Origin of the sequence: Hymenobacter sp. CRA2 (genome assembly GCF_002007105.1) — a bacterium.
Lineage (GTDB): Bacteria > Bacteroidota > Bacteroidia > Cytophagales > Hymenobacteraceae > Solirubrum.
The window spans coordinates 389,866-416,397 of the sequence record NZ_MVBC01000001.1; the positions used below are offsets into that span (position 1 = coordinate 389,866).

Annotated in this window: 21 protein-coding genes; 8 read left to right on the forward strand and 13 right to left on the reverse strand. The window is 62.5% G+C overall.

The window, feature by feature from the left end:
* Positions 1 to 80: 80 nt before the first annotated feature.
* The 4 genes from B0919_RS01485 to B0919_RS01500 all read right to left on the reverse strand — a co-directional run bounded on the left by B0919_RS01485 (position 81) and on the right by B0919_RS01500 (position 7,147).
* Positions 81 to 3,548 carry a hypothetical protein gene (locus tag B0919_RS01485; protein ID WP_078010416.1) on the reverse strand — a complete coding sequence of 1,156 codons (3,468 nt, stop codon included), beginning with the start codon at positions 3,546 to 3,548 and terminating at the stop codon, positions 81 to 83.
* Positions 3,549 to 3,738: 190 nt separating this feature from the next.
* Positions 3,739 to 5,181 carry a hypothetical protein gene (locus tag B0919_RS01490; RefSeq protein ID WP_078010417.1) on the reverse strand — a complete coding sequence of 481 codons (1,443 nt, stop codon included), beginning with the start codon at positions 5,179 to 5,181 and terminating at the stop codon, positions 3,739 to 3,741.
* A gap of 92 nt (positions 5,182 to 5,273) precedes the next feature.
* The gene (locus tag B0919_RS01495; RefSeq protein WP_078010418.1) at positions 5,274 to 5,666 is read right to left on the reverse strand and encodes a hypothetical protein; all 393 of its coding nucleotides are present in this window, start codon (positions 5,664 to 5,666) and stop codon (positions 5,274 to 5,276) included.
* A 119-nt stretch (positions 5,667 to 5,785) separates the two neighbouring features.
* Positions 5,786 to 7,147, reverse strand: a complete 1,362-nt coding sequence (locus B0919_RS01500; protein WP_139361828.1) for a hypothetical protein — start codon at positions 7,145 to 7,147, stop codon at positions 5,786 to 5,788.
* Between the two features lie 265 nt (positions 7,148 to 7,412).
* Here B0919_RS01500 and B0919_RS01505 point away from each other — a divergent pair, with 265 nt between their 5' ends.
* Positions 7,413 to 7,877 carry a hypothetical protein gene (locus B0919_RS01505; protein WP_078010420.1) on the forward strand — a complete coding sequence of 155 codons (465 nt, stop codon included), beginning with the start codon at positions 7,413 to 7,415 and terminating at the stop codon, positions 7,875 to 7,877.
* Between the two features lie 181 nt (positions 7,878 to 8,058).
* Here the strand turns inward: B0919_RS01505 and B0919_RS01510 are convergent, their stop codons facing one another.
* Complete coding sequence (locus tag B0919_RS01510; protein ID WP_078010421.1) at positions 8,059 to 9,072, reverse strand: sugar phosphate nucleotidyltransferase; 1,014 nt, start codon at positions 9,070 to 9,072, stop codon at positions 8,059 to 8,061.
* A 263-nt stretch (positions 9,073 to 9,335) separates the two neighbouring features.
* On the opposite strand from B0919_RS01510, the gene B0919_RS01515 reads away from it, so the two are divergent.
* The 3 genes from B0919_RS01515 to B0919_RS01525 all read left to right on the forward strand — a co-directional run bounded on the left by B0919_RS01515 (position 9,336) and on the right by B0919_RS01525 (position 11,283).
* Entirely contained in the window at positions 9,336 to 9,917 is a 582-nt protein-coding gene (locus B0919_RS01515) for a LemA family protein (protein ID WP_078010422.1), read from the forward strand.
* A gap of 89 nt (positions 9,918 to 10,006) precedes the next feature.
* Positions 10,007 to 10,462, forward strand: a complete 456-nt coding sequence (locus tag B0919_RS01520) for a TPM domain-containing protein (protein ID WP_176132799.1) — start codon at positions 10,007 to 10,009, stop codon at positions 10,460 to 10,462.
* The gene (locus B0919_RS01525) at positions 10,459 to 11,283 is read left to right on the forward strand and encodes a TPM domain-containing protein (RefSeq protein ID WP_078010423.1); all 825 of its coding nucleotides are present in this window, start codon (positions 10,459 to 10,461) and stop codon (positions 11,281 to 11,283) included. Before B0919_RS01520 ends, B0919_RS01525 begins: the two co-directional genes overlap by 4 nt.
* 151 nt (positions 11,284 to 11,434) lie before the next feature.
* Here the strand turns inward: B0919_RS01525 and B0919_RS01530 are convergent, their stop codons facing one another.
* The 3 genes from B0919_RS01530 to B0919_RS01540 all read right to left on the reverse strand — a co-directional run bounded on the left by B0919_RS01530 (position 11,435) and on the right by B0919_RS01540 (position 13,552).
* Positions 11,435 to 12,073: a DUF1684 domain-containing protein gene (locus B0919_RS01530; RefSeq protein WP_078010424.1), complete on the reverse strand. Its 639-nt coding sequence runs from the start codon at positions 12,071 to 12,073 to the stop codon at positions 11,435 to 11,437.
* 18 nt (positions 12,074 to 12,091) lie between these two features.
* Positions 12,092 to 12,718, reverse strand: coding sequence for an exonuclease domain-containing protein (locus B0919_RS01535; protein WP_078010425.1), 627 nt, complete (start codon positions 12,716 to 12,718; stop codon positions 12,092 to 12,094).
* A 69-nt stretch (positions 12,719 to 12,787) separates the two neighbouring features.
* Positions 12,788 to 13,552 carry an IS5 family transposase gene (locus B0919_RS01540; RefSeq protein ID WP_078010426.1) on the reverse strand — a complete coding sequence of 255 codons (765 nt, stop codon included), beginning with the start codon at positions 13,550 to 13,552 and terminating at the stop codon, positions 12,788 to 12,790.
* Positions 13,553 to 13,632: 80 nt separating this feature from the next.
* Here B0919_RS01540 and B0919_RS01545 point away from each other — a divergent pair, with 80 nt between their 5' ends.
* The 3 genes from B0919_RS01545 (at position 13,633) to polA (ending at position 20,564) form a co-directional block, all read left to right on the forward strand.
* Entirely contained in the window at positions 13,633 to 14,058 is a 426-nt protein-coding gene (locus tag B0919_RS01545; protein ID WP_078010427.1) for a hypothetical protein, read from the forward strand.
* Between the two features lie 505 nt (positions 14,059 to 14,563).
* On the forward strand, positions 14,564 to 17,323 hold the full coding sequence (locus B0919_RS01550) for a T9SS type A sorting domain-containing protein (RefSeq protein WP_078010428.1): 2,760 nt from the start codon (positions 14,564 to 14,566) through the stop codon (positions 17,321 to 17,323).
* Between the two features lie 355 nt (positions 17,324 to 17,678).
* Positions 17,679 to 20,564 (forward strand): DNA polymerase I, encoded by a 2,886-nt coding sequence (gene polA / locus B0919_RS01555; RefSeq protein WP_078010429.1) that lies wholly within the window; start codon positions 17,679 to 17,681, stop codon positions 20,562 to 20,564.
* 73 nt (positions 20,565 to 20,637) lie between these two features.
* Here the strand turns inward: polA and B0919_RS01560 are convergent, their stop codons facing one another.
* Both B0919_RS01560 and B0919_RS01565 read right to left on the reverse strand, forming a co-directional pair.
* Positions 20,638 to 21,084 carry a hypothetical protein gene (locus B0919_RS01560; RefSeq protein ID WP_139361829.1) on the reverse strand — a complete coding sequence of 149 codons (447 nt, stop codon included), beginning with the start codon at positions 21,082 to 21,084 and terminating at the stop codon, positions 20,638 to 20,640.
* Positions 21,085 to 21,233: 149 nt separating this feature from the next.
* On the reverse strand, positions 21,234 to 21,710 hold the full coding sequence (locus tag B0919_RS01565; protein WP_139361830.1) for a lipocalin family protein: 477 nt from the start codon (positions 21,708 to 21,710) through the stop codon (positions 21,234 to 21,236).
* 209 nt (positions 21,711 to 21,919) lie between these two features.
* On the opposite strand from B0919_RS01565, the gene B0919_RS01570 reads away from it, so the two are divergent.
* The gene (locus B0919_RS01570; protein WP_078010432.1) at positions 21,920 to 22,897 is read left to right on the forward strand and encodes a YpdA family putative bacillithiol disulfide reductase; all 978 of its coding nucleotides are present in this window, start codon (positions 21,920 to 21,922) and stop codon (positions 22,895 to 22,897) included.
* Between the two features lie 63 nt (positions 22,898 to 22,960).
* On the opposite strand, the gene B0919_RS01575 is transcribed toward B0919_RS01570, so the two are convergent.
* From B0919_RS01575 to B0919_RS01585, 3 genes are all read right to left on the reverse strand, one after another.
* Positions 22,961 to 23,452, reverse strand: a complete 492-nt coding sequence (locus B0919_RS01575) for a lipocalin family protein (protein ID WP_176132801.1) — start codon at positions 23,450 to 23,452, stop codon at positions 22,961 to 22,963.
* Between the two features lie 237 nt (positions 23,453 to 23,689).
* The gene (locus B0919_RS01580) at positions 23,690 to 25,108 is read right to left on the reverse strand and encodes an SGNH/GDSL hydrolase family protein (protein WP_078010434.1); all 1,419 of its coding nucleotides are present in this window, start codon (positions 25,106 to 25,108) and stop codon (positions 23,690 to 23,692) included.
* A 25-nt stretch (positions 25,109 to 25,133) separates the two neighbouring features.
* On the reverse strand, positions 25,134 to 26,384 hold the full coding sequence (locus B0919_RS01585; RefSeq protein ID WP_078010435.1) for an OmpP1/FadL family transporter: 1,251 nt from the start codon (positions 26,382 to 26,384) through the stop codon (positions 25,134 to 25,136).
* Positions 26,385 to 26,532 lie beyond the last annotated feature (148 nt).

The window sequence follows — 26,532 nt, forward strand, 5'->3', positions numbered from 1 at the left end:
CGGACGCCCGTCAACCACCCCGGCTTTGGCTGGCGTCAAAGCGTCCCCTCCTCATCTGAGGAGGGGAGCTTGACGTTCTGTTAGCCTTGCAGCAAATCCCGCCCGAGGTTGAACAACGACTGCTTCAGCGGCAGGAAAAACAGCGTTTCAGGCAGGGTTTCCTCCGAGCCGAGGGTGCGCTCCAGCTGGTGCAGGCCCAGGTTCAGGCTGTCCTCCACCTCGCGCTGCATGAACTCCAGCACGCGGGCCCGGTCGATGTCCACGCCGACTTCGCGCATGAGCGGGGCCACGTCATCGTTGACGAGCACCAGCTCCAGGAACTTGCGCATGTTGTCGAGCACGGCCGTGCGCATGTCGGCGTCCACGCCGCGCGGCTTCAGGCGCAGCGCCCCGATTTCCGGCCCGGCTTCGGCCCCCAGCAGGCGCACGTTCTGGATGCTGTCCACGTCCGGCGCCGACTGGCTTTCCTCGAACAGCACGCCGCCGTTGGTGGTGGCTTCCTTGGGGTTATCGGCCAGGATGACGCGGAAATTCTGCGGCGGCTCCACGCCCGTCACGGCCTTGAGCACGGCCTTGGAAATCCGCTCGATGGCGCCCATGCTGCTGCCCCCGGCCAGCAGGCGCAGGTACAGGCTGCCCTTGCCCGAGAAGCAAAGGTAGCGCGGCAGCTTCAGGCCCAGATGCTGGGTGAGCTGCCCCACGTGGTAGATGATGCTGGTGTAGTGCAGGTAAAACAGCACCCGCAGCTGCCGGCCCTTGCCCAGCGCCAGGCTCTGCGAGAAGCGCAGGGCGTCGTCGTAGAGGAAAAGCAGGGAAGTCACGTCGGCCGAGCCGAAGTCGTTGTTTTTCAGCGCGGCCCGCAGGTAGCCCTTGAACTCCTGGTTTTGCTCCGAGTCAGGCAGGCTTTCCACGTGGCCCACGCCGAGGCGCAGCAGGCCGTTCTGCTTGGGTGCACCCTGCACGCGGGCGTACCCGTCGCCCCACAGGTCGTTGCCGGCGAAGCGGAACGAGGAGCTGTAGGCTGGGCGCGAGTCGGCAAACACGAGCAGGTCGGTGGTACCGCCACCGATGTCGATGTTGACCACGTTTTCATCCCGGCTCGGCACCACTTGGTTCGTGGCCGTGAGGTAGTAGTACGGCGCCACCGATTCGGTGAGGGTGAGGGTGTCGCGGCGGGTGCGGAACACCTGCTGGAAGGCCTGGTCCCACTTGTCCTTGAACTGGTTGCGCAGGAAGGCATCGAAGCTCAGCGGGGCAAACCACACCACGCGGGTGTCCTCCATGATGCCGCCGTTCAGGGCTGCTTTGTGCTTGAGCAGCAGCATCACCTCGCGGAAGAAGGCCTCAATGCGCGTCACGCCGCTCGGGTCCAGCTCGGCCGACCACTTCAGGTTGGTCACGAAGCGGTTCTGGGGCAGCTCGGCGGTGTTTTCGGTGTTGATGCTGAAGCCGATGTTGATGTTGCCCAGCACCCGTGCCGGCTCGTTGGGGAAGGTGCTCGTCTCGCACACCGCCGTGCGCACCGGGAAGGCGTAGGCCGCGCCGCCGTCGCCCACGAAGGAGGGCACGAACTCGCGGTTCTGCAGCTCGGCAATCTGCGCCCACAGCTGCTGCGCGCCCTGCCGGTAGCGCTGGTAGGGCGAGAGGCCCAGGTCGGGCAGCGGCGCGTGCAGCCAAATGACCTGCTGGTCCAGCTCGCCAATGCTGAGCGGGCGCGGGTGGCTGCTCGGGCCGTCGGAGTAGGCAATGTGGGTGTTGGTGGTGCCGAAGTCAACGGCGAAAGTGAAGCGGCGGGTGCCGCGGTCCAGCTCCTTCCAGCGCGGCACCATCAGCCCGCGGGCCGGCGGCAGGCCGGGACCGGCCGGGCACACCAGCTCGGCCACGTCGAAGTGCGTGCCGGTGACTTCGTAGTAGGTGCTGCCGGCGGTGCTGATGCTCTTGCGCGTGCGCTCGTAGCGGGTGGCGCGGCGGGCGGCGCCCTGGTCCGTTATCCGCTCCCCGCCCACGAAGAACTCCACCGCGTACTGCTTCTGCAGCTGCGCCGGGCCGTTGTCGGCGTCCACCAGCATCACCTTGTACAGGTCGTTGTACTCAGGCTGCTGGCGGAATTTGTAGAACGGGAACACGCCCAGCCCCACGTTGGCCCGCACGATGCGACCCTTCTCGGGAATCTCGCGCCCCAGCTCGTCCTTGGGGTTCTGCGGGTTGGTGTAGTAGCTGCGCTCCAGGGTGATGAAGCGCCCCTGCTGCACCGGCACCTTCAGCGACACGCGCACGTGGTTCAGGTCGATGGTGAAGTGCAGCAGCTCGGCCAAGTCGTGCTCGGTGAAGTACTCGAAGAAGGCCGGCTGCAGCGGCAGCAGGTACGGAAAGCGCGCCCGGCCCTGCGAATCGGCCCCGTACTGGAAGGTCACGCGGCCGGTGTGGTAGCGCTCCGAGTTCAGCTCGTAGGGCAGCTCCACCAAGGAGTCGGCCAGCAAATCACCCACCGTCAGGTACGGGTACTTGAAGCCTTTGCCGGGCAGTACGCGGCTGCTCATGGGCTGCTCGTCGACGTAGGGCACGGCGGTGCGGTCGTCCCAGGGCTGGCCGTTCAGGTAGTTCACGCCGCCCATAGCCAGGTTGGGGCGCAGCACCAGCGGCTTCACCACGCCGGGTGCCAGGTCGCGGGTGGGCTGGATGAACAGGTCCGACGACACCACGGCCGTCTGGTCGGCGCGGCCGGGCAGCGGGATGTTGCGCACGTAGGCCGGGTTGCCCTGGGCGTCGGTGAGGCCGGGGTAGCGGGTGGCAAACTGCTGGGCGTTCCGGTCGCCCGTCAGCTGCATCTGGCTGATGCGGTTGCGGTCGAGCGTACCGAACACGCGGTGGGCAAAGTTGCGGTCCTGCAGGCGCGGGAAGGTCAAAAACAGCTCATACACGAAGTCCTGAAACTGCGGGTCGCGCTGCTCCAGGGCCACGTACTGCTGATCAAAGTAGCGGCCACCGGCGCGGGGGCGCTCCATGTCGAGCACCGGCACGGCGGGCGCGGTGAAGAGCATGGTCAGCGGCGAGGTGCCGCCCAGCAGGCGCGGCCCGCCCGGCAGCCCCGGCGACTCGTAGAAAATCAGGTACAGGTCGGGCGTTTCGCGGAACCGCTCGTCCTGCCAGAACAGGCGCAGGGTTTCGCCCAGCAGGCGGGTGTTGGGGTCCTGCTGCATGCGGCCCAGCTCGGCCTCGGCGTTCCAGCGGCGCAACGTGATGCGGCGGCCGGCCTGGGAGTAGAGGTGGTAGTTGTAGAGCAGCTCCAGCAAGTCCCAGTAGTGCGACACCAGCTCGTGGTAGACCGAATTGGGGTTGCGCGAGCCTTCCCGGGCCACGAAGTCAAACGCGGTTTCAAAGAGGTGCATCCGCGCGAAGGGCGTCGGGATGGACACCGCCAGGTTGCGCGTACGGCCGCCCGTGGGGTCGGTGATGGTATTGATTTCGGTGCTCGTGAGCGGACCGGTCTGTTGCCAGCCCTGGATTTGCTGCGAGCCGCTGTTGTGCAGGCGAAGGACTTTGGGCATATGCGCCTCACCCCCCGGCCCCCTCTCCGAAAAGGAGAGGGAGTGTGTTCGGGAGGGATTTTGTTTTAGAGGTTACTGTTTGTTTTCAAGTGCAGTGCGCTGACGTCTCCCCGCAGCCTATCAGAACAAAATCATTGCTGACTTCAGGCTCCCCCTCTCCTTTTCGGAGAGGGGGCCGGGGGGTGAGGCGCTACACCACCTTCACCTTGTCCCGGAAGGCCTCATCCGTGACGTCATACATCAGCGTAATGAGCTTGCGGAAGTTGTCGGCGTCCTGCACCTTCTTTTCGCGGGTGTTCAGCGCGTCGAGCAGGTAGTTGCGGCTAATGCCTTTGCTGAAGAAGCCCGTTTCCACCGGCTTGCCCTGAATCATCAGGTTGAAGTCGTCGGTGGTGAGGTTGAAGGGACGGAACGAGCGGCGGTTCTGGCTCAGCTCAGTCAACCAGGCGTCCACGCCGAAGTCGGGGCTGTGCAGGAACTGCTCGAGCTGACGGAAGATGGGCTCGTTTTTCTGCGCGTACTGCAGGTTGAGGTTCTTCGCGTAGGGCGCCTCGTCGGAGCCCATGTGCTGCTTGTGGTAGCGCGAGAAGTACAGCAGCTGCGTCAGATTTTGGGCCACCTGCTCCTTGGTTTCGGTGGGCAGGTGCTGGAACTGCACGTCGGGCGTATCCGTCTCCAGGCCGAATTCGTGGAACAACGGGCCGTTGTTCGAGCGGATGTCGCCGGCCGAGTAGCTCATGAAGTCCACGATGCTCAGCGCGGCCAGCAGCTCGATGATGTGGGCCTTGTTGCGCTGCCCGGTGCCGCCCGGCTGGTTGTCGTAGGGTGTGTCGGGCGTGTCGGCCAGGTAATACAGGGCGTCGAGGCCCGGCAGGTGGTTTTCGTAGTAGCCGAGCGCGGCCTTGGTCTTCGTGAGGAAGTTGTTCGAGTCGATGACCTGGTTGTCCTCGCTCTGCAGGGCGAAGTAGGGCATCACCGTCACGGCCCCGGTCAGCGCGTCGCGCAGGTAGCGGGAGTTGCTCAGGCGGGTGTTCGGGTCCTTGAGGTTCTTGAGCAGCAGCGGGAAGCCCGAGGCGCCGGTGCCGCCGAAGATGCTGCTGATGAAGAATACCCGGTCGTCCTGCTGGAAGTTGTCGGCGAAAAAACGCATTTCCGGCGACTCCACGATGCGGTTCAAGACCACCGAGCCCACGTTGGGCGAGCCGCGGAAACCGATGGTCAGCGGGCTTTCCAGGTTGTCCTGGGTGAACAAGGCTTCCACCAGCGCCTTCGATTCCACCGGCAGGTTGTTGTAGCCCAGGTAGTCGCGGAAGCTACGGTTGATGCCGCCGAAATCGAACACGAAAGTGTCCTTCACCGAGCCGTTCACGTCCTGGCTGATGGAGGAGAGCGTGCTGATATCGGTCTTGAAGAAGCCCTCTTCGCGCGGCCCGAGGCGCTTGTGAATCTGCTGATAGGTTTGCAGCAGCTGCACGGTGCGGTTCATGTCCGCGTTCTGCGCGTCCGGGTCGATGATGATAGGCACCACCTGCTGGCAGTTGGGCAGATCCACGCCCGCGGCCAGCAGCATCGTCAGGGAGCGGACCACCCGGGAGCCGGTGCCGCCGATGCCGAAAAGAAAGAGTTTAGCCATGTCAGGGAGAAGTGAGAAGCGAGAAGTGAGAAGTGAGAGTCGTTCACAACCGAACCGACTTTGTCTCACCTCTCATGTCTCCATACTCAGGTCTAAAACGGAGTGGTGCTGGCGTTGACCGACAGCTTGCGGAACACCAGGGAGAAGAGGAAGAAGAACAGCGCCGCGTAGATGGCGTTGAGCAGCGCGAGCCAATACATATAGGAGTGCTCCACCACGTTCTGCCCCTTCACCTGCGCTATAACGATGATGAAGGCGATGATGACATTCACCAACAGCATAATCGACCAGTGGCTGGGGCGGCTGAAGGTGGCCACACGCATCCAGCGGTTGATGACTAGGTAGAAGAGCACCAGCAGCGCCAGCGTGATGCCGATGTTCAGCAGGCCGATATTGGGGAAGATGACCTCGCGGTACACCGGAACTTCGGAGGAGGGCTGCGGCGAGCCGATGACTTCGTATAGGGCGCGAAAAAAGCCTTTCATTTTATGGAGGTGAGACTATGTGACATGAGAAGTGAGAAGCAGATGTTAAGCATGAGTAAGTACAGAGAAACCTGATGGGGCTTGGTTGTCTCACTTCTCATGTCTCTATACTCACATCTTCAGTCGGGTTGTACGGAAAGTGGCACGCGCAGCACATCGGCAGCATTCGTGCCAGCTTGGCGGCCCGCCAGCAGCTTCTGCAGGCCGTCGAGCTGCCGGCTGAGGGCAAAGGTTTGAGAACCAGGCCGGCTGTCGTCGGTGGTGGTCCATTTTTCTACCCAGGTGGGGCGCGCCGCGGGCAAGGCCAGCGTCAGGTCCTGCTTGCTGCGGGGCTTGCCGGTCACGCGCACCGTTACGAAGTGCGTGTAGGCGGCTTCGGGGCCGCCGCTGCGCTTGGCTGCCTCAGTGGCGGCTTCCACTTTCACCACTTTGGCTTCGGTGGTATTGCCGCGCAGGGCCAGGTTCTTCTGCAGGTACGCCGGGGCCTGAAACAGCTCCGGCAGCTGCGCCAGGTCGAGGCCAACGACAAACTCAGCCGGCTCCTGCGCCGAAGCTTCCTCAATGGCGACGGCGTGGCCACCCGCCCCAGCCTGCTTGCCCGCATCGGCCACAAACCAACTGCCTTTGCGCTGGAAGCGGCTGAGCACGGAATTAGGCACTTCCAGGGCCGGCAATCCAAAGTGAGCTTGCTCGCCCTGCAGGCCTTTCATCAGCGTGGCGTCGAAGCGGCCGACCAGCTCGGCCGGGCCCAGCACCCACATGTAATACGGAATGGGCTCGGCGCAGCAGTTCGGCACCTTACCCACGCGACCTTTCATGGCCGGGTAGTACGTACCCTTGAAGTCGGAGGTGAAGCCGTACACCGACACGGCCAGGTCCTGGCGGCTGTGGGCCAGCGCATCGGCAATATCGGTGTTGATGTAGGGCACGTCGCCGGCGCGCTCGGGCGAGTAGATGAAGTCGGAGATGATGACGCTGACCGTGCCCTCGCCGAGGTAGCGGTTGGCGACTGTATCGAGGATGGCCGGAATGCTGGTGCTTTTGGCCGGCTGGCTGATGCCGCGGCGCACCGTTTCGCTCAGAGCCTTGTAGGAGTCGGTCAGGGGGCGGTCGGCAATGCGGAAGTAGCCGCGTTGCGCCACGCGCTGGTCGCGCTCCAGGCCCGAGAGCCACTCCGACACTTGCTGCTGAAACTGCGTGGTGCGGGCATCGGCGCCGCTGGCGGGCATGAAGCCCTGCATGGAACCGGATACCTCCAGAAATACATTGACCCGGGGGAAGCGGGCTTCTCCGGTGCTGGGCGTAGCGGGTTTAGCAGCTGCCTTCGACGGCGCCGGTTGGGCCGGCGACTGGGTGGCCGGGGCTTCGGGAGAACTAGGTTTGTCGGACTGGCCCGCGTCTATATCGGAGCGGGAATAGCAGCCGGCCAGCAGCAGGGCAGCGGCAGGCAGCGTGTGGCGGACGAAGAAAGAAATGCGCATCGGTCCGAACATACGCACCGCCACGCGGCGGCGCAATGCAGCGTACTGGTAAGGGGCTTGTGGGGTTGCCGAATGGAACGCTCAAATCACAGGAAAATTTTATTTCGTTGGTGAACCCCTACTGACAGAAGGCCGTTTTACTGGTCTCTACCGCGTCTTGCTTTAAGCATTTGCTTCAAAAAGTCATAAAACACCCTTTTATCTGGCAATCCGCTGTTCTGCGGCCTGCGTAAAGCAGCAGGAACGGACCCCGCCAGCCTTCGACATGATTTATACCGTCAGTGATTTTGTGTGCGTGCAGTACGACTGGGACCGTGGCCTGCTGCGGCACCGGTGGAATGGGGTAGAGCGGTTTGCGGGCCTGAGCTTGTTTCAGAGCGTGCACGAGTCGCTGCTGGACCTGGCTCTGGAGCACTGCGCCACGAGCTGGCTGGTGGAGCTGAGCGCGGCCCCGCTCACGGTGGAAGACCAGCTGTGGCTGGAACAAACGTGGATTCCGTCCCTGACCCGCTCGGCGGTGCGGCGCCTGGCCGTAGTAGCCGACGACGCCTACAACCTCATGGCTCTGGAAGGCCTGTTGCCCGTCGGGCAGGCGGGCCTGCAGCGCATGCTGCAGTTCTTTGCCGACCCTACCACGGCCCTGGAGTGGCTCACCGGCTCCGATGCCGCCGCCGGGGAGCTGCAGCACGAGTGGGAAGTCAACGTCGAGCCGGGTATGCTGACGCCATAACTCCAGCTGCCGCAATTTCTACCGTCCCAAAGCGGTATAGAAAACACAGCCCCGCCCGAAGTGCCTGTAACTACAGGTTCTTCGGGCGGGGCTGTGTTTAGCTTGGTGCTGCGAGCAAAATGCTGGGCTTAAGCCTTCCGGCGGGTGCTTCGCTTTGCTCGCCCTGCCAGCGGGGCAGCCGTTAGCTACCCGTCACGGTGTAGTCGATTTCGGTGTTGTCGCCGATGTTCAGACTGTGGTTCAGCCCGCGGAACGAGGCATCGGAGCCCACGATGCAGTCGTGCATCACGGCGGAGCGCAGCTCGGAGTACGAGCCGATGATGCTGTTGCGCAGGATGCTGTCCTGAATGATGGTCCGCTCGCCGATGGCCACGTTCGGGCCGATGATGCTGTTGGCAATGTGGCAGTCGCGCGCGATGCTCACCGGCGGAATGATGACCGTGTTCGGGAAACTGTATTCCTCCGTGGGCTCCAGGTTCTCGGGGCGGTTCAGCAGGCGGGCGTTGGCCTCGAGCAGGGTGTCCTTGCGGCCGCAGTCAAACCAGCTGTCCACCACCCAAGTGGTCATTTCGGCGCCCTGCTCAATCATCACCATCAGCGCGTCGGTGAGGTAGAACTCGTGCTGGGTGCGGCGGTCTTCCTCGATGATGCGCTCCAGCGCCGAGGCCAGCCAGGCGGGGTTGTCGATGCGGTACAGGCCCACGAGGGCGTAGTTCGACTTGGGGATGCGCGGCTTCTCCACGGCCTTGGTCACGCGGCCGCCGGCCCCGGTTTCTACCACCCCAAAGGCCGAAGGCGTCTTCACTTCCTTCACGGCCAGCACCGTGCCCGGCTGGTTGATGATCTGGCGCAGATCCATATCGACGATGGTGTCGCCGAGCTGGATCAGGACGGGCTCCTGCTCGTGCTGAAACTTGTCGCGGGCCAGCCAGAGCGCGTGCCCGATGCCCTCGCGCGGCTCCTGCACCACAAACTCGGTGCGCAGCTTTGGGTAGCAGCGCCGCACGTACCGCTCGATTTTCTCGCCGAGGTAGCCGACGATGAACACAAAATCCTGAATACCCGCCGCCACGAGGCGGTCGATGATGTGGCCCAGGATGGGCGTGCCCGCCACCGGCACCAGCGACTTGGGCTGGGTGTGGGTGTGCGGCCGCAGGCGCGACCCGATACCCGCGACGGGGATGATGGCTTTCATGGACGGTGGATGAGGGGGATGAGTAGATGAGGGGGCAGAGCCGCTGAGCAGATGAGGCCACGGGCTGCTCATCTATTCGGCCGCTGCCGGCCTCATCGTAGGACCTGCGCTGCAAAATACGGATTCACGGCCGGAGCCGGCACTATATAACCGCGCTGCGATGAATCCGTACTTTGCAGCGCAGCTTCGGCTCTGTATAACCGCCGACGCGGCCTTTGTTCTACGTCTCACCCCTTCTCTCCTCATCCCCTACTTACACCTCCATGAAACGTTTCCTTCTCTACTTCGCGGGCTTGGTTATTCTGCTCTCGCAGTCCTCGTGCGGCTACAATAGCATGGTCGAGCTGGACCAGAAAGTCAAAAGCCAGTGGGCCAACGTGCAGAACAGCTACCAGCGCCGCTCCGACCTGATTCCGAACCTGGTAAACACCGTAAAGGGCGCCGCCAACTTCGAGAAATCGACGCTGACGCAGGTGGTGGAAGCCCGCGCCAAGGCTACCAGCGTGCAGCTGTCGGCCGACCAGCTCACGCCCGAAAACATCAAGAAATTCCAGGAAGCCCAGAGCCAGGTATCGGCCGGACTGGGCCGCCTGCTGGCCGTGTCGGAAAACTACCCCGACCTGAAAGCCAACGCCAACTTCCAGGAGCTGCAGGCCCAGATCGAGGGCACTGAAAACCGCATCAACGTGGAGCGCAAGAACTTCAACGACGCTACCAACGAGTATAATACCTACATCCGCTCCTTCCCCAACAACCTGTTTGCCGGCATGTTCGGCTTCCAGCAGAAGCCCTACTTCGAAGCCGACGCCAACGCCCAGAAAGCTCCCACAGTCAACTTTGAGTAACCTCGATGAGGAAGAATGAAGGAGGAAGAATTGGTCGTTCCGGCCTGCTTCCTTCTTCCCTCTTGTTTCCTCATTCTTCAGTCAAGTCTATGATTTCCCCCCTCACGCCCCAGCAGGAAGCCGCCCTCGTCGAAGCCATCCGGCAGGCCGAACTGGCTACCTCGGGCGAAATACGGGTGCACCTGGAGGAAGAATGCCCCACGCCGGAGCCCATGGACCGGGCCGCGCAGGTGTTCAGCCAGCTGGGCATGCACAAGACGGCGCAGCGCAACGGCGTGCTGTTCTACGTGGCCTGGGCCACGCGGCAGTTTGCCGTCATCGGCGACGCGGGCATCAACTCGGCCGTGCCCGACGACTTCTGGGAGCGGACCAAGGAGCTGGTGCTCGACTCGTTTCGGCGCCAGCAGTACGTGCAGGGTCTGCAGCAGGGCATTCAGCTGGCCGGCGAACAGCTGCGCCGCTACTTCCCCTATAACGCCGCCACCGACCAGAACGAGCTGGACGACTCCATTTCCTACGGCGCCCCCAAGCCGCCGCGCCCATGAACCAGCCCTTTCTCCCCCTCCGCCTGGCGCCGCTCACGCTGCTGCTGGCCCTGTGCCTGCTGCTAATGCGTGCCGGAGCGGCCCAGGATATTCCGCCACGTCCCTCGCCGCCCCGCCTCGTCAACGACTTGGCGGGTCTGCTCACACCCGCGCAGGAGCAGGCGCTGGAGCAGAAGCTCGTGGCTTACAACGACAGCACTTCCTCGCAGCTGGCCATTGTGACGGTGCCCACCATCGGCAACGATGAAATTGCCAACTACGCCCAGCAGCTGTTCGAAAGCTGGGGCATCGGGCAGAAAGAGAAGAACAACGGCCTGCTGATCCTCGTGGCTCAGCAGGAGCACAAAGTGAACATCCACACCGGCTACGGGCTGGAAGGCGCTATTCCAGATGCCTTGGCCAAGCGCATCATCACCAACGTCATTGTGCCGGCATTCAAGGCCGAGCAGTACTACGAGGGCCTCGACGGCGCCGTGGACCGGCTCTTTGCCCTGGCGGCCGGCGAGTACAAAGCCGATGCGCGTCCTTCGGCGGACTACGCCCAGGACGGTGGCGGCAGCAGCTGGACGTTCTGGGTTGTCATCGGCTTGCTGGTGCTCTTCCTCATCCTGCGCAGCCGCGGCGGCGGGGGCGGCCGAGGCGGCCGCCGTAGCGGTGGCTTCGGGGGCGGCTTCTTCCCCATTTTCCTGCCCGGTGGCGGCTTTGGCGGGGGCGGAGGCTTCGGCGGTGGAGGCGGCTGGGGTGGTGGCGGCGGAGGAGGCGGCTTCGGCGGCTTCGGGGGCGGCTCCTCCGGCGGCGGCGGTGCTTCTGGCAACTGGTAAGAGTGAAATGGTGAGTTTACCGTCCACGCGGTACCATTTGCACCGACATCTGCCACACCCAAATCAAGAATGCGCAAACGGCCCCGGTACCATTGGTTACCGGGGCCGTTTGCGCATTTCGGGCAGCTGAAACGCCACCTCACCATTTCACCTAATGGTCGCTGCGTACGCCTGCTTTGATGGGCACGGGCAGGCGGTTCTCGGCGGGTGGCACCGGGCAGGAGTAGTTGCCGCCATAGGCACAGTACGGGTTGTAGGCGCGGTTGAAGTCCAGCCAGATGGTGTTGCCGCGGGGTGCACGCAGGTCGAGGTAGCGGCCGCCACCGTAGCTACCGTGGCCGTTGGTGGGGTCGGTAAAGGGCAGAAACAGGTAATCCTCGAAGCCCGGCTTCTGCTTCAGCTCCAGGCTTTCGTACACATTCAGGGCCAGCTCCTGCCCCTGCAGGCGGAAGTGCAGCGTGCCAAACTTGCGGTAGAGCGGCTGGCGCAGGGTACTGGTTTTCATCAGAAACGGCGCCGAAATGGAGTCGCGCACCAAGTGGGCTTCCACGTAGTAGCCGTAGTCGACGGGGAAATACGGTAGCCCCGTGAACGTGCGCTGCGCCTCCGCCGACAGCGGCGACCGAGCCGGGTCGCGGTACTCAGCGTCCAGTTCGCGCTGAAAAGCGGCAATGGCCTCGTGGTGTTCCGCGGCTGTGAGTCGGGCAGCCGGCGTTTGGGCTACTGCGGCCGCAGCCGAGGCCAGGCTGCATACCGTGCCCAGCGCCAGCCGGCAGATGATGGTTTTCATACCCAAAAATAGCTGCCTTTACTCCTGCCCGGAAGCAGGGTCATCCGGCGCTACCTGTTTGTAGAAGGGCAGCTCGTAGAAGGGCCGCAGCAACCGGATGACATCGAGGGCATCGGCTACGGCCTGGTGAGCCACGGTCTGGTCCTCAAACTTCGCCCGCGCCTTGCAAATGACCATGGTGGGCAGGCGCGAGTCCTTGCGCCAGTTCAGGTAAAATGCCGCCGGGTCGAGCATGGCCGGCTCGGCCCGCACCAGCGCGCCCCAACCGGGTAGCTGCCGCAGAAAGAGCAAGTCGAAGGAAGCTATGTTTTTGCCGGCCATCGTCACGGTTACGCAGCCTTTTTTATCCGGCTTGAAGCCCTGCGCCAGCAGCCACTCCCGCAGCTGCGGCAACAGTTCCGCGGCGGTGCACACGTCGGGCTGGTCGGCGGGCGCATCGGCCAGCTCCTGCAGCAGGCCCGCGTTCAGCGCCAGCGCCCCGGCCGTGCCGATGTACTCGCTGTGCCGCACCGCCCGCCGGAAGGTCGGCAGTTCGGCCAGCGGCCGCGGATGCTTGGTATCCTCCACTACGGCCGCCAGCTCGATAATCTGGTGGCGTTCGGGCTGATTGCCGGTCATTTCGAGGTCGAGGGAAACGTAGCGCATAGGCTGTGCTTACGAATGGGAAGCCTGGGTGTTAGTTGTGCTCAGGCCGATTAAGAGCCTGTTGGGGAATTACTGTAGCCGGTTGAGGCAGAGACTGACATTGGCCCAGAGCATCCAGGCGGCGTGGCTTTCGGGTGTGTACTCGTAGTCCATGACGAGACGCCGGAAGAAGTTAAGCCATGCAAACGTACGCTCAACGACCCAACGGGGCCCCATTGGCACAACCCCCTGAGCAGTAGGGGACCGGCCAGACACCTCCTCATGGCGGAGCCCCCGCGCCCGTAAGCCTTCGGCGAAGTGGCCGCGGTAAGCGCTATCCGTGACCATAGGGGTCAGGCGCGGCCCCCAATGCCGGCGCTCCAGGAGTAACGGGGCGGCTCCACGGCTGTCGTGCTGGTTGGCCGCGCGGCTGCGGCCAGCCCAGACCCGCCCGTCATCGACCAGCAACTGCCGCCTACGCCCGTTGATGCACTTGCCGCCGTCCGTGCCCCGGTGCTCGGCAATGCGCGGGGCGAGCTGGACGCTTTGGCTGTCCAGGCACAGCACATCGGGCGTAGTCGCCTGCCCGTGCGCTTGGCGGTCCGCCTGGTTCAGTGCTTGGTTCAAGCGCTGCAGCGTGCCGTCTTGCTGCCAGCGCCGGAAGTAGTAATACACGGCTGTCCATTTCGGAAACGCCGCCGGCAGGCACCGCCATTGGCAACCCGTGCAGCATATGTAGCGCAACGCTTCCACCACGCGCCGCAGGCACAGGCGCCGTTGGCGTTGCACCGGCAGCAGCCAGGCTATACCTTGCCACTGCGAGTCAGTAAGGGGTTGATAGCCGCCAACCATCATGCGGGATGGAGCCCAGGAACTCAGTCCGCAACTTCCTGGCTCGTTGCTATTTACTTCTCCGCTAGGGCTGGTTCGTCGCTATGAAATATTTCCTCGCAGCTTTGCTGCTGCTGAATGTGGGGTGCCAGCAAACGCCGCCAGATACCCCTACATGTTCCTCTTCGTTCTCCCTACTCGATACCAATGCCATCGGCGAAAACCAGTACGAGCATTTCGTGGTGCTGAACGGGTACGAAGACGCCTGCTTTTCGCGCGTGGCATTCACAAAACTGGCGCGTGCCTATGCGGATACGGTTCGCCGCAACACGCCCGTGCTGTACGTGACCTTCTTGCGGCCCGCTAGCCGAGAGTTCTACGACAGCCACGAACCGGATATTGCCGGCTTGCTCGCTTACCAGATCGTGAAGTGCCGCATGGATGGGCGGCGGGTAGACCAGATATCGATTGGTGCCTATGGGAAGGAGAAGACGTTTAGTGCAGAGAACAACACCTTAATCGAGCAATAGCGAACTATTCAGCAGCAGCTTAACCTGCCAAATCCCCAACAGGCTCTAAGCATAGTAACCTGTTTTACCAAGACGACTGCGAAGCAAAATAGTAGCAAAGTTTACTTACTGGATTCAAGCTTGGTGGCTGCTTCAGCGCACCAATTTAGGGCCTCCTGCCGCACCCGTGAGCATGCCGCTCCGGCAATGATTTCGGGACAGCAGCTATTGGAGTTGTGCCTGAAAAACCGAGAACGGTCATACTGAGCCCTGTCGAAACATCTCTAGCGCTTCGTTGCGCCTCCCCCGGCCCTCTCTCCGAAAAAGGAGAGGGGGAGCCAGGCAGAGCGGTAGAAATGCTTCGGCTGGGCTCAGCGTGATGTTCCGGAGGAACCAAGCCACATTTTAGACACCACCCGAATGCAGTGCTGCCCGAAGGCAGCACTGCATTCGGGTGGAGGAGCAGCGGCAGACTTGTCTAAGACTGCCATAACCTGTAATCTTGGTCCGTCTTACCCACCAATCTATGCCAAATATCTACCTCGCTTCAGCCCGTACGTGGCTTATTTTTATTGCCTTGCTGCTTGGCAGACTGCATTTCACCCGGGCGCAGCAACTACAGGAAAGCCTCTGGACCACGGACGGCGAGGTAACGGCGCTGGAGCATACCGGCTCTACGCTCTACGTTGGCGGCCAATTCCACTACGTAGGCCCCCGCACGGGTGGCGCTGCGCCGGTAGAGGCTACCACGGGCGCACTACAAGCGGGTTTTCCCGTTATCAATGGCCCGGTGTACACCAGCATCCCCGATGGCAACGGCGGGTGGTACCTCGGCGGCGCGTTTGACCAGGTGGGCACCTATACGCGCAACAGCCTCGTCCACGTTCTCTCCGACTTTACCGTCGACCCGGCCTTCAACCCCACGGGTGGCTATACGGGCATCGGCACCTACAGCATTTCCGTCAAGAGCTTGGCGCGCGTGGGTTCCACACTTTACGTAGCAGGAGGCTTTCAGTACCTCGGGCGCAATTTCCGCCAGAATCTGGGTGCCGTAGACCTGACCACGAATACCGTCACGAGCTGGACGAACAGCACCAACTACGTCGTCAACGCCATTGCGGCGGGTGCCAACGCGCTTTACCTCTGCGGCGACTTTACGACGGTGCAAAACACGGCGCGGCCGCACGCGGCGGCCGTCAGCCTGACCACCGGCGCCCTGCTCCCGTGGAACCCCACCATCACCTATAGCCAAGGGTCCTCACGGTTTTACACGGCAGCAGTGCTGGGCTCGGTGGTATACCTGGGCGGCCAAGAGCTGGGCTCGGGCAGCAACTGGGACACCGGTCTGCTGGCCCTCGATGCTGCTACAGCCCAACCCGTTGCGCAGTGGCGGGCCGCGCTGCCCGGCCCCACCCGCGCCTTGCTGATCGACAACAACCGCCTGTATGCCGGCGGCCAATTTGCCAGCAATACCACTGGCATTCAAATTCTGGAGCCGGCCACGGGTGCCGCTGTGGCGACGCCCATTGCCATGGAGGGCGCCGTGTACGCGCTGGCGCTGCGCAACGGCATTCTCTACGCGGGGGGTACGTTTGAAGAATGCGGGGGAATGCCCCACCGCCGCCTGGCCGCCTTCGACGCGGCTACGGGTGCGCTACAAACCTGGGCGGCCCACACGAACAGTACCGTTCAGACCCTGACCGTCGGCAACAACACGCTTTACGTCGGCGGCACGCTCAGCTCTGTCGGGGGGCTACCGCGCTCCTACGCGGCCGCCTTCAACGCTGCCACCGGCCAGCCCACGGCCTGGAACCCGGCTCCCAATGGGCCCGTGCAGGCACTACGCCGGTACGGCCGCAATATGTTCCTGGGGGGCAAATTCTCGCGGCTGGGCGCCTCTGTGCGCAGCAACCTAGCGCAAGTCGACACCCTGACGGGCCAGCCCACGGCGTGGCAGGTCAGCGCCGAGCCGGCTTCGGAAGGTGTGCGGGCGCTGGTTGTGGATGCCGACAGCATCTTGCACGTGGGTGGCACGTTCACGTCGCTGGCTCAGCAGCCGCGCTGGGGCTACGGCGCCGTGCACGCGCGTACGGGCCAGCTGCGGCCGCTGCTGCCCGCCGGTCAGCTTACTTACCGCGTATATGGCCTGGCGCTGTCGGGCGATACGCTCTACGCCGCCGGCGACAACACCAACACCTCTGGCTTGTACGAAGTCGTGCTGAGCTCGGGCAGCAGCCGCAACCTGCTGTCCACGGCTTACTTCGTCAATGGCTTTGCCGAGATGAACGCCGTGGCCGTGGTGGGCAACCGGGTGTACGCGGGCGGCTACGGCGCTTACTACCCCACGGGCAACTTTCCAGGCCAACCCTGCGTGGTGGCCTTCGACCGACGCACCGCGGCCCTGATCAACTGGGACCCTGGCCTGCGCAACTGGGGCTCGGCCAACCCTTATGCCAGCCCCCGTGCAAACGCTATAGCCACGGAAGGCAACAAGGTGTACATCGGCGGGCAGTACATGGGACCCACTACCTCCTCGGTTCCCAGCTCCTCGCCGGGCACCAACACCTACGCCTACTCCCTGCTGGCCGTCGACTCGCTCGTGGCGGGATACTGCGCCCCCTGGAAGGCCTACTTCACCAGCTGGCACGACTACCAATCGTCGCTGGACATGGAGGTGAAGGCCTTGCTGGTTAAGGACGGCAAAGTCTACGTCGGCGGCTCGTTCCGCAACATCAACGGGCAAGCCCGCTACGGGCTGGCCTGCCTGAGCGCCGCAGCCAGCGCGGCCAACGCCATCAATTTCACGGCGCCGCCTGCTCTTGTAGCCGGCGCACCCTACACCCTGCAAGCCAGCGCTTTGGCCGGGCTACCGGTGCGCTTTCGGGTGGTAAGGGGCACGGCCACGCTGGCCGGAAACCGCCTCACCGTACCCGCCGCAGGCACGGTAGAGGTAGAAGCCTATCAATACGGCAGCGCCGCCTACGACGCGGCCCCCAGCGTGCGGCGCACCATCACCGTTACGGCTTCGCCTACGGCTGCTACTACCCCGGGCACGGTCCTGCGTCTGCACCCCAATCCGGCCACGGACTACGTGTCGGTGCCCGTGAATGTGGCCGGCCCGGTAGAGGTGCGTCTGTACAACTTGCAAGGGCAATTGGTGTTGGTGCATACGGCGGCCACCCGTCAGGCCATAACGCTGGACCTGACCAGCTTGCCGGCCGGCGTGTACCTGACGGAAGTCACTGGCCCTAATTACCGCGCCACCAGCCGTTTACTGAAGCAATAACGGCAGGCCGCGGCGGCACGGCCCACGGGGCAATCAGCACGTAGGCAGCCGCCTGCTGCTGGTTACTACGTGCCCGGCACTTGCTCGCTGAATAGTTAAGGACGCCTTTACCGGCTGCCCTGGGTTGGTCAGGTGCAGTGCGGGCCGCTGCTTCGCCCCGTGCTATCCGGAGAATGAACCCAACCATCCCAAAAAGGAGTACACCTTTTTCGTACGCGGTAGAGGCCCTGAATCTTCCCGGGTGTATGCGCCTCTATTCGTACCTGATTAGCTGTTTCCTACCGTGGCCGGCCGGTGCATCTTCGCCTCGGCCGATGGTGCATCCCGGGCTGCCGTCCCGTACTTTCGCCTTCCTATGACCGACGACGCTGCTGCTCCCAAAAAACTCTTCCTGCTCGACGCCTTCGCGCTGATTTACCGCTCGCACTTCGCGTTCAGCAAAAACCCGCGCATCAACTCCAAGGGCCTCAATACCGGCGCCATCCTGGGCTTCACCAACACGCTGGTGGAAGTGCTGCAGAAGGAAAAGCCCACCCACATCGGCGTGGCTTTCGACGCGGCCAAGAAAACCTTCCGCCACGAGCAGTACGCCGATTACAAAGCTCACCGCCAGGCCATGCCCGAGGACATTGGCGTGGCCATTCCCTACATCAAGCAGATCATCACGGCCTTCCGCATCCCCATTCTCAAGGTGGATGGCTTTGAGGCCGACGACGTCATCGGCACCCTGGCCCAGCAGGCCGAGAAGCAGGGCTTCGAGGTGTACATGATGACACCCGATAAGGACTACTGCCAGCTCGTAACCGAGAACATCAAGCAGTACCGTCCCGCTTTCATGGGCAACGCAGCCGAGGTCATCGACGTGGAGCGCGTGCGGGAAAAGTTCGGCGTGGAGCGCGTGGAGCAAGTTATCGACATCCTCGGGCTGATGGGCGACGCCTCCGACAACATCCCGGGCATTCCGGGCATCGGCGAGAAGACGGCCAAGACGCTCATCGAGAAGTTTGGCTCGGTGGAAAACCTGATTGCCAATACCGACCAACTCAAGGGCAAGCAGCGCGAAAACGTGGAGCAGTACGCCCAGCAGGGCCTCATGTCCAAGGAGCTGGCCACCATCCACACCTCCGTACCCATCGACTTCCGGCCCGACGAACTGTCGCTGGAAAAGCCCGACGGCCACACGCTCAAGACCTTGTTTGAGGAGCTGGAATTCCGCCAGCTGGCGGCCCGCATCCTCGAAGACGCCGGCCGCCCCGGCGCGGCCCCGGGCGCCGGCGGCACCCGCGGTGCCCGCCGCCCCAAAGTGGCCAGCGGCGGCCCCGGTCTGTTCGACTCGGCCGACGACGCCGTGAAACGCTCGGCCGAAGGCGCCGACGCCGACGAAATCGAGCTGGACGAGCCGGAGTTTGTGGGCTCGCGCCGCACCCTCGGCGACGTGCCCCACCAGTACCACCTCGTCGACTCGCCCGGCGCCCGCAAGAGCCTGGTGCAGTTCCTGCTCAAGCAGAAGGAAGTCAGCTTCGACACCGAAACCACCGGCCTCGACACCATGACGGCCCGGCTGGTGGGCCTCTCCTTCTGCTGGCACGTGGGCGAAGCCTACTACGTGCCCGTGCCTTGGGGCCCCGACGACATGGAGGCCGCCCAGGCCATCGTCGATGAGTTCCGGCCCTTCTTCGACGCGGAAAACGTGACCAAGATCGGGCAGAACATCAAGTACGACCTGAGCATCCTCAAGCACTACGGCGTGACGGTGCGCGGGCCGCTATTCGACACCATGCTGGCCCACTACCTGCTGGAGCCCGACATGCGCCACAACATGGACGTGCTGGCCGAAACCTACCTGCACTACTCCCCCATCAGCATTCTGGAGCTGATCGGGCCCAAGGGCAAAAACCAGAAGACGATGGGCGACATTCCGCCCGCCGAGGTGAAGGACTACGCCTGCGAAGACGCCGACGTGACCCTGCAGCTCAAGCACGTGTTTGAGCCGCGCCTCGAAGAGCAAGGCCTGCTCCCGCTGCTCAACGACGTGGAAAACCCCTTGGTACCGGTGCTGGCCGACATCGAGTACGAAGGCGTGCGCATCGATGCCTCGGCCTTGTCGGAGTACTCCGGCACCTTGCAGGGCTACATCACGGAGGTAGAGGAGCAGATTTTCAAGATCAGCGGGGAGCCGTTCAACATCGGCTCGCCCAAGCAGCTCGGCGAAGTGCTTTTCGATAAGCTGCAGCTCGGCGGCAAGCCCAAAAAGACCAAAACCGGGCAGTACGCCACCGGCGAGGAAATCCTGAGCGTGCTGGCCGCCGAGCACCCCATTGCCGCCCTGGTGCTGGAGCAGCGCCAGCTCACCAAGCTCAAGAGCACCTACGTGGATGCCCTGCCGCAGCTGGTATGCGAAACGGACGGCCGCATCCACACCAGCTTCAACCAAGCCGTGACGGCCACCGGGCGCCTCTCCAGCACCAACCCCAACCTGCAGAACATTCCGATTCGCACGGAGAAGGGCCGGGAAATCCGCCGGGCCTTCGTGCCGCGCGACGCTGACCACCTGCTCGTGGCGGCCGATTACTCGCAGATCGAGCTGCGCATCATGGCTTCCTTCTCGCAGGACCCGACGATGATTGAGTCGTTCCGCCAGGGCATCGACATTCACCAGAGTACGGCCAGCAAAATCTTCAACGTGCCGCTGGCGCAAGTAGATGGGGATATGCGCCGCAAGGCCAAAACGGCCAACTTCGGCATCATCTACGGCATTTCGGCCTTCGGACTGGCCCAGCGCCTGAGCATCGGCCGCAAGGAAGCCACCGACCTGATCGACGCCTACTTCCAGGAATTCCCGGCCGTGAAGCAGTACATGGACGAGAGCATCCGCCGGGCCCGCGACCTGGAATACGCCGAGACGCTACTGGGCCGCCGCCGCTACCTGCGCGACATCAACTCGCGCAACGCCACGCTGCGCGGCTACACCGAGCGCAACGCCATCAACGCTCCCATCCAGGGCACTGCGGCCGACATCATCAAGGTGGCCATGATTCACATCCACGACTGGCTGCAGCAGGAAAAGCTGGCCACGCGCATGATTCTGCAGGTGCACGACGAATTGGTGTTCGACGCGCCCAAGGAGGAAGTGGAGTTCATTCAGCCCCACATCAAGCGCCTGATGGCCGACGCGCTGCCCATGCAGGTGCCGCTGGAAGTGGAAATCGGGACGGGCACCAACTGGCTGGAGGCGCACTAAGTGCTTAGCTACCTAAAAGCAAAAAAGAGCGGCTCGTTGGCACGGGCCGCTCTTTTTATTGATCAGTGCTGGATCAGATAGCCGTGTAGGTTCGGCGGACAACAAGCTTCACGCCGTTCGTGGTAGCAGTGGCCGACAGCACGAATTGGGCGTCGTTCAGCTCTTCAATTTCCCACGAGCCACCGTCGTAGCCCAGTATCATGTAGGTCAGGTACTGCCCAGCTACCGACCAGACGCCCTCCAGACCTTGCGCGGCCGTGGGGGTGCACCGCACAGTTCCCTCGTCCATACTCATAACGCTGCTGGCCTGAAATTTCAGGGTGTTGTCCTTTTTGCAGGCGGCGTAAGCGTTGAAGGTGCTTACGGGAGCGGCCGTGCCTAGCTGCTCGGTCTCGTCCGTCAGCGTCCAGGTTTGGCCCATCAGCAATTGCGAGTCGGTCTTGGGCTTGGGGTTGTTTTTGCCGCACGAAACCAGCAGGCCGGCAACCGCCAAGGTAGAGAGTAGTATTACTTGTTTCATGAGAAAGAAAGTTATGCAATAGTGGCCAGCCCCGATAGGCACCTTATTTGACCATGGCACTTGGTATCGTGCCAGAACACAATTCGACTCGCCAAAGCTACAAGACGGTATTGGATACCCACTTCACTCCTCAGTGTTTTTCAAGGGCATTACTGCCCGGAGTAAGTCATGCGGTAGGCTTCGTTTACGGTAGTGCCATTCGGCAGATTATACTGGGAGTCGTAGGTGAGCACCATACGGGTGTCCGTCAGCTCGGCAATGGTGTATTCGTAGGCTACATCGTTGGTCAGGCCAAACAGAAGTTTGGACTCGTCGGCCGTGGTGAACCGCCAGTCGCCGCTGTACTCCTGCGGCTCGCCGGCCCGGCAGTTGTTGGTACCGGTATAGTATATCAGGCTTTTATCGGCCACGAAGCGGTACGAATCATCCTTGAGGCAGCTCTGGATACTGGCGTAGTCGTCGTATCTGCTACTGCCACCGTTGACGGTGTGTGAATACGCTGTAAGGCGCCAGTTTTTGCTGGTCAATAGCTCGGTGCGGGTGGGTTGTGGGTCCGTTTTCTTATCACAGGCACCGAGGCCGACCAAAGCCATGATGAGGCCGGCTGCCATAAAAACTCTGTTCATACGGGTAGAGGTAAAAGAGAAGGAGGAAATGATGTCGCGGCAGATACCCAGACTCCGAATGGTTCTTCCTATGCCATCTGGTCTGCGGTACGGGCATGACCACCCGTCGGCTCGTTGCGTTGCATCTGATGTTAGATTGAGGGCACTTCGCCTGAACCCGAGCTCCTACCCACCTGTTAACAAGACTGCGCCGCGCTTACGCCTGCTTTATGACTTCATCTGCTTTCGACGCCGTGGTTATCGGCGCCGGTCCCGTGGGCCTGGCCTGCGCCATCGAAATTCAACGCCGCGGCCTCTCGGTCATGGTCATCGATAAGGGGGCCCTGGTCAACTCCATTATCGGGTACCCCACCAACATGGAGTTTTTCTCCACGCCCGAGCTGCTCGAAATCGGCGGGCACCCGTTCGTAACGGCCAACTACAAGCCCCACCGCGAAGAAGGCCTGGACTACTACCAGCGCGTGGCCCGCGCCGAAGGCCTTGCCCTGCGCCTGTACGAGCGCGTGACCGGCCTAGTCGGGGAGCCCGGCGCCTACCGCGTGCTGACCGAAAAAGGCGAAATCACGACGCGCTACGTGGTGGTAGCCACCGGTTTCTACGACGTGCCCGTGCTGCTGAACGTGCCCGGCGAAGACCTGCCTCACGTGAGCCACTACTACAAGGAGCCCTACGCGCACGCCGGCCAACGCGTCGTGGTCGTCGGGGCCAAGAATTCCGCCGCCAAAGCCGCCCTCGCCCTTACGCGCTCCGGCGCCCAGGCCACGCTCGTGGTGCGCGGCGCCGACGTCAGCCCCTCCGTGAAGTACTGGATTCGACCCGACTTGCTGAACCGCATTGCCGAAGGCCGCATTGCGGCGCATTTTCAGACCACCGTGCAGGCCATCCGCCTCGGCGAAGTAGACTTGCTCACGCCCGAAGGCCCGCTCACCGTGCCCGCCGACTACGTGTACGCCCTCACCGGCTACCGCCCCGACTACCGCTTTTTGCAGGCCTTGGGCATCAGCACCGAGCCCGATACGGCCTGCACCCCCACCTACCACCCCGATACCTTCGAAACCAACCGCCCCGGCGTGTACCTGGCCGGCACGGTGTGCGGCGGGCTGAACACCAGCCGCTGGTTTATCGAAAACGGCCGCCACCACGCCCGCATCATCGCCGAGCACCTGGCGGCGGTACCGGCCCAATAAACTACGGCCGCCGGCGCACGCAAAGCGCACCGGCGGCCGTAGCCGACTGCGACCGCAGCAACGCTAGTGCTTGCTGAAGACGAAGGTGAACGTGTAATCCACGTTGTTGTAGGTCTGCACCCCACTCAGCTTCATTGTGTTGTCGTTCATCTCCACGATGTTGTAGCTGCTGTTGGGCTGTCCTTGCAGGGTGGTGCTCAGGATGGTTTCGGTGCTGTTGAACGACCACGTGCCGGTGTAGCTCTGCGGGTGGGTCGGGTCACACTTGCTCGCGCCCTCGCTCAGGGTATAGGCGCTGGGCTTTTCAAAGCGCAGCAGGTCATCCTTGTCGCAGTCGTCCATGGTGGCAAACACATCGGTGACAAGGGTACCGTCTTGCCGCCGGAGGGCCGGGCTGACTGTTTCGGCCGTCATGATCCAGTCCTTGCCGGTCAGCATATCGGTCTTGGTTTTCGGCGACGGGTCACCGCCTTTGTCCTTATCCTTCTTATCGCAGGCCGAAAGAACGGTGGCGGCCGCCAGGGCCAGGTACAGGGGGAAGCGCAGGGTTTTCATAGCGGTAGGCTGGGTTTGAGTGGCGTTTGATTGTGATGCAAACCTAGCCGCCCCAACTACCTTATTCATAATTTTTACCAGACACGATTGGGTTATATCAATCAACACATAACTCCCTCGGTAAGAAATTATCAGCGCGAGGCATCACATCTACATGCTAGCCGCACCGGGTAAAAGCACAAAAAAAGCCGCCCCTGCTCGTTGGCAGGGGCGGCTTTTTAGCTGATCTAAAACGTATTACTGCGGGAAGATTACGCCGCGGTAGTCGTTCGGATTGACGAACGGAATAGATGCTCCGTAGGTCGAGTTGATGGTCCGAACCATTTCGTTGGCAATAATTGCATAGCCACGCGGCGTGGGGTGCACCCCATCAAGGGAGAAGAGGTTGCCCGACAGGAAGCTGGCCGAATTGGTCGTGGCGTTGATACCGAAGCCATTGGCAGCGATGCTGGCAAAGAAGGCGTTGGCGTCAAATACGGCTAGGCCTTTTGCGGCAGCTTTGTTTCGGAGCGCCGTGTTGAACCCGTTCGTGGCATTGGATACCGTCGTCTGCTCGGTGGCATCCAGTACAAAAGTACTGGGAATAGGGTTGCCAGCGGATAAGCCAAACAGCTGGGTAGTATCTACTTGCGCAGCCAGCAAAAACAGAGACAGGCCAGCAGCAGGTTGGCCGGTTTGCCGGTACAGGTCGCGCCATACCCGACCGGTACGCTGACCAATCAGCCCTGCATAAGGCGAGAAAGTGAGCGTAAACAGCACACTGCCTCCACTGGCGTCCCGGATATTAGCCACCGGCACGGTCAAGCGCGTTACCGGAGCAGGCGGGGCAATGAGTCCTGTAGTGACCACTACTGCAGGAATGCTATTGCCTGCCAGCGTAGCTTTCAGGGTCGGACCTACCGTGGTAAAGAACGGCACATTGGTTACGTCCGGAATCAGGCCTACAATCCCTTTGGCTCCGTTTGCCGTCAAATCATCCAGAATGGCGTTGGCCTTGGCAGTAAAGTCGTTGAGGGGCGTAACGGAGCTGGAGCTTCCGCCGGCGGTGGCATAGCCCAGCACGTCGTTGTTGCCCAGCCAGAACGAGAAAAACGTGGGGTTCGAAGCCGCTACACGCTGACGGTACGTTTGCGTGGGCGTAGCGTCCGGGGTAATGCGCTCAAACAAGGGGTTGCCCTGCACGCTGCCGTAGCCCGGCGTTTCGATGTCGGACATGCGAATGCCCGGCACGCCGAGGTTGTTGATCGGGTCGGTATACTTGGTGTACAGCGGCCGAGCAGCCGTGCTGCCGGCGCGCAGGGCCAGGTTCGTGGTTACAGGAGCGGTGATAGGCGTCCCCTGCGGCGTGAAGCCTGCAAGGCGGAGGTAGCCGGTGCCGTTGGCCTGTGTCTCGGTAAACAGCGGTTGGTTGAATTCTCCCCCCCCCACTAGTTTGAACTGCTGCGCCAGGATGCTCGGGTAGGAACTCAACTGCCCTTCGCGGTACAAGCCGTTGTCGCCGTAGCCCGCCGTCAGGGAGTTGCCGACCGCGATGTAGCGCGAGAAATCGGCTGAGCCCCGGTCTGCCTTGGGCGCATCGAGCTCCGGCTGGCAGCTGCCCAGCGCCAAGCCCAGCAAAGCCAGCGCCGGCGCACCTTTTTTCAGAAAAGTATACATGATCAGAAGAGTGCGAAGCGAGGAATTAGAAGGTATAGTTCAGCCCGATGCCGGGGATGACGATGTTGGTTTTGTAGGTCCCGGCAATGCGGTCGTTGGCCGTGCCGTTGTTCACCAATTCTTCGTAGGTCTGCGTGCGCTTCTTAACGGTGAGGAATTGGGCCGAAACGTCGACGCCAAAATGCTCACCAATCTTGTAGCTCACCCCGGCCGTAGCGCCGTAGCGGTCATTGTCCGGCGTCTCGGGAGTCAGGAAGCCGTCTTTCACCGGCGACTGGTCGTAGCTACCGCCGGCACGTACGGTCAGGGCATCAGTCACCTTGTACTGGCCGCCGAGGCGGAAGGTCAGTGCGTCCTGGTACTCGCGGCGCGAAGAGCTTACCGTCGAGCCGTTGATGGGCGCGTTGAAGTTGAAGGTCAGGTTCTGGTAGCGGCTCCAGGTAGCGAAGTTCACGTCCAGGCCGAGGGTCAGCTTTTCCGTGGGCATGAGACCAATACCAATGGTCGTGGTGGCGGGCAGCGGCAGCGTCACGTCAAACTTGGTGGCCTGAAAGCGGCTCTGCAGCGATGGAGTGACGCCCGTGATGGTTGCGTCGCCGCCTTTCACGGTGGCGTCTACCTTGGAGCGGTGGCTGATGCCAAAGCTCAGCTTGTCGCTGGGCTTAAAGAAGATACCGGCATTCCAGCCGTATTTCACGTCGGTGGTGCCATCTAGCTCGATGTGGCCACCGGCCGGGTCCTGAATGTCGCGCTGCAGGTTGACGGCCCCGTACGCCAGAGCGACCAAGCCGCCACCGATGCTCAGGTTGTCGGTAATGGCGTAGCTCACCGTGGGCTGCACGAAAACGGATGTCAGGTCGATGCTGGTCAGCGACGTACGGCCTTCCCATCCGTCGGCGTAGTCGAGCTTCGAGCCGAAGGGCGTGTATACCGCAATACCCGCCTTCCACTTGCCCTCGGCCGGCCCAAAGCCTGCGTACAGGTTAAACGGGGTGGTGGTGGTATTGTCGAGTTGGCGCTCTGCGCCGCCGTACTGCGAACGGAATGCCTGGCGAGCCATCGTGGCATTCACGCCGATCTGCACGCCTCGCTCGCGCACCATAGCCAGCGCACCGGGGTTGTAGAACATGGAAGCTTGGTCCAGCGCCAGGCCCGTGCCTACGCCACCCATGCCGTTGTTCTTCTGCCCAGCCAGCGTGACCTGGAAACCGCCGGCCTGTGCGGCCGTGGCGCCCAGCAGAGCACCCCCGGCGAGAAGTAGATGTTTTAGGTTCATACCCGAGAAAAAAAGGGAAAAGGGGTTGTGTGAGCTAAATGTAGGGGGGAAACCACGAACTAACAATGCGGCATGCCGAGTATTTTGCTCGTGGGAGTGAGTAATTACTACTTGGCGCAAATAACGTGGAACAAGCTGACAGATTGCG

Coding starts and splice junctions, on each gene's coding strand:
- B0919_RS01495 (WP_078010418.1), bottom strand. CDS start 5,666: ATGAAAGGCTTTTTTCGCGCCCTATACGAAGTCATCGGCTCGCCGCAG.
- B0919_RS01520 (WP_176132799.1), top strand. CDS start 10,007: ATGATTTCCCCCCTCACGCCCCAGCAGGAAGCCGCCCTCGTCGAAGCC.
- B0919_RS01530 (WP_078010424.1), bottom strand. CDS start 12,073: ATGAAAACCATCATCTGCCGGCTGGCGCTGGGCACGGTATGCAGCCTG.
- B0919_RS01490 (WP_078010417.1), bottom strand. CDS start 5,181: ATGGCTAAACTCTTTCTTTTCGGCATCGGCGGCACCGGCTCCCGGGTG.
- B0919_RS01580 (WP_078010434.1), bottom strand. CDS start 25,108: ATGTATACTTTTCTGAAAAAAGGTGCGCCGGCGCTGGCTTTGCTGGGC.
- B0919_RS01510 (WP_078010421.1), bottom strand. CDS start 9,072: ATGAAAGCCATCATCCCCGTCGCGGGTATCGGGTCGCGCCTGCGGCCG.
- polA (WP_078010429.1), top strand. CDS start 17,679: ATGACCGACGACGCTGCTGCTCCCAAAAAACTCTTCCTGCTCGACGCC.
- B0919_RS01485 (WP_078010416.1), bottom strand. CDS start 3,548: ATGCCCAAAGTCCTTCGCCTGCACAACAGCGGCTCGCAGCAAATCCAG.
- B0919_RS01525 (WP_078010423.1), top strand. CDS start 10,459: ATGAACCAGCCCTTTCTCCCCCTCCGCCTGGCGCCGCTCACGCTGCTG.
- B0919_RS01515 (WP_078010422.1), top strand. CDS start 9,336: ATGAAACGTTTCCTTCTCTACTTCGCGGGCTTGGTTATTCTGCTCTCG.
- B0919_RS01585 (WP_078010435.1), bottom strand. CDS start 26,384: ATGAACCTAAAACATCTACTTCTCGCCGGGGGTGCTCTGCTGGGCGCC.
- B0919_RS01500 (WP_139361828.1), bottom strand. CDS start 7,147: ATGCGCATTTCTTTCTTCGTCCGCCACACGCTGCCTGCCGCTGCCCTG.
- B0919_RS01545 (WP_078010427.1), top strand. CDS start 13,633: ATGAAATATTTCCTCGCAGCTTTGCTGCTGCTGAATGTGGGGTGCCAG.
- B0919_RS01560 (WP_139361829.1), bottom strand. CDS start 21,084: ATGAAACAAGTAATACTACTCTCTACCTTGGCGGTTGCCGGCCTGCTG.
- B0919_RS01570 (WP_078010432.1), top strand. CDS start 21,920: ATGACTTCATCTGCTTTCGACGCCGTGGTTATCGGCGCCGGTCCCGTG.
- B0919_RS01575 (WP_176132801.1), bottom strand. CDS start 23,452: ATGAAAACCCTGCGCTTCCCCCTGTACCTGGCCCTGGCGGCCGCCACC.
- B0919_RS01550 (WP_078010428.1), top strand. CDS start 14,564: ATGCCAAATATCTACCTCGCTTCAGCCCGTACGTGGCTTATTTTTATT.
- B0919_RS01535 (WP_078010425.1), bottom strand. CDS start 12,718: ATGCGCTACGTTTCCCTCGACCTCGAAATGACCGGCAATCAGCCCGAA.
- B0919_RS01505 (WP_078010420.1), top strand. CDS start 7,413: ATGATTTATACCGTCAGTGATTTTGTGTGCGTGCAGTACGACTGGGAC.
- B0919_RS01565 (WP_139361830.1), bottom strand. CDS start 21,710: ATGAACAGAGTTTTTATGGCAGCCGGCCTCATCATGGCTTTGGTCGGC.
- B0919_RS01540 (WP_078010426.1), bottom strand. CDS start 13,552: ATGATGGTTGGCGGCTATCAACCCCTTACTGACTCGCAGTGGCAAGGT.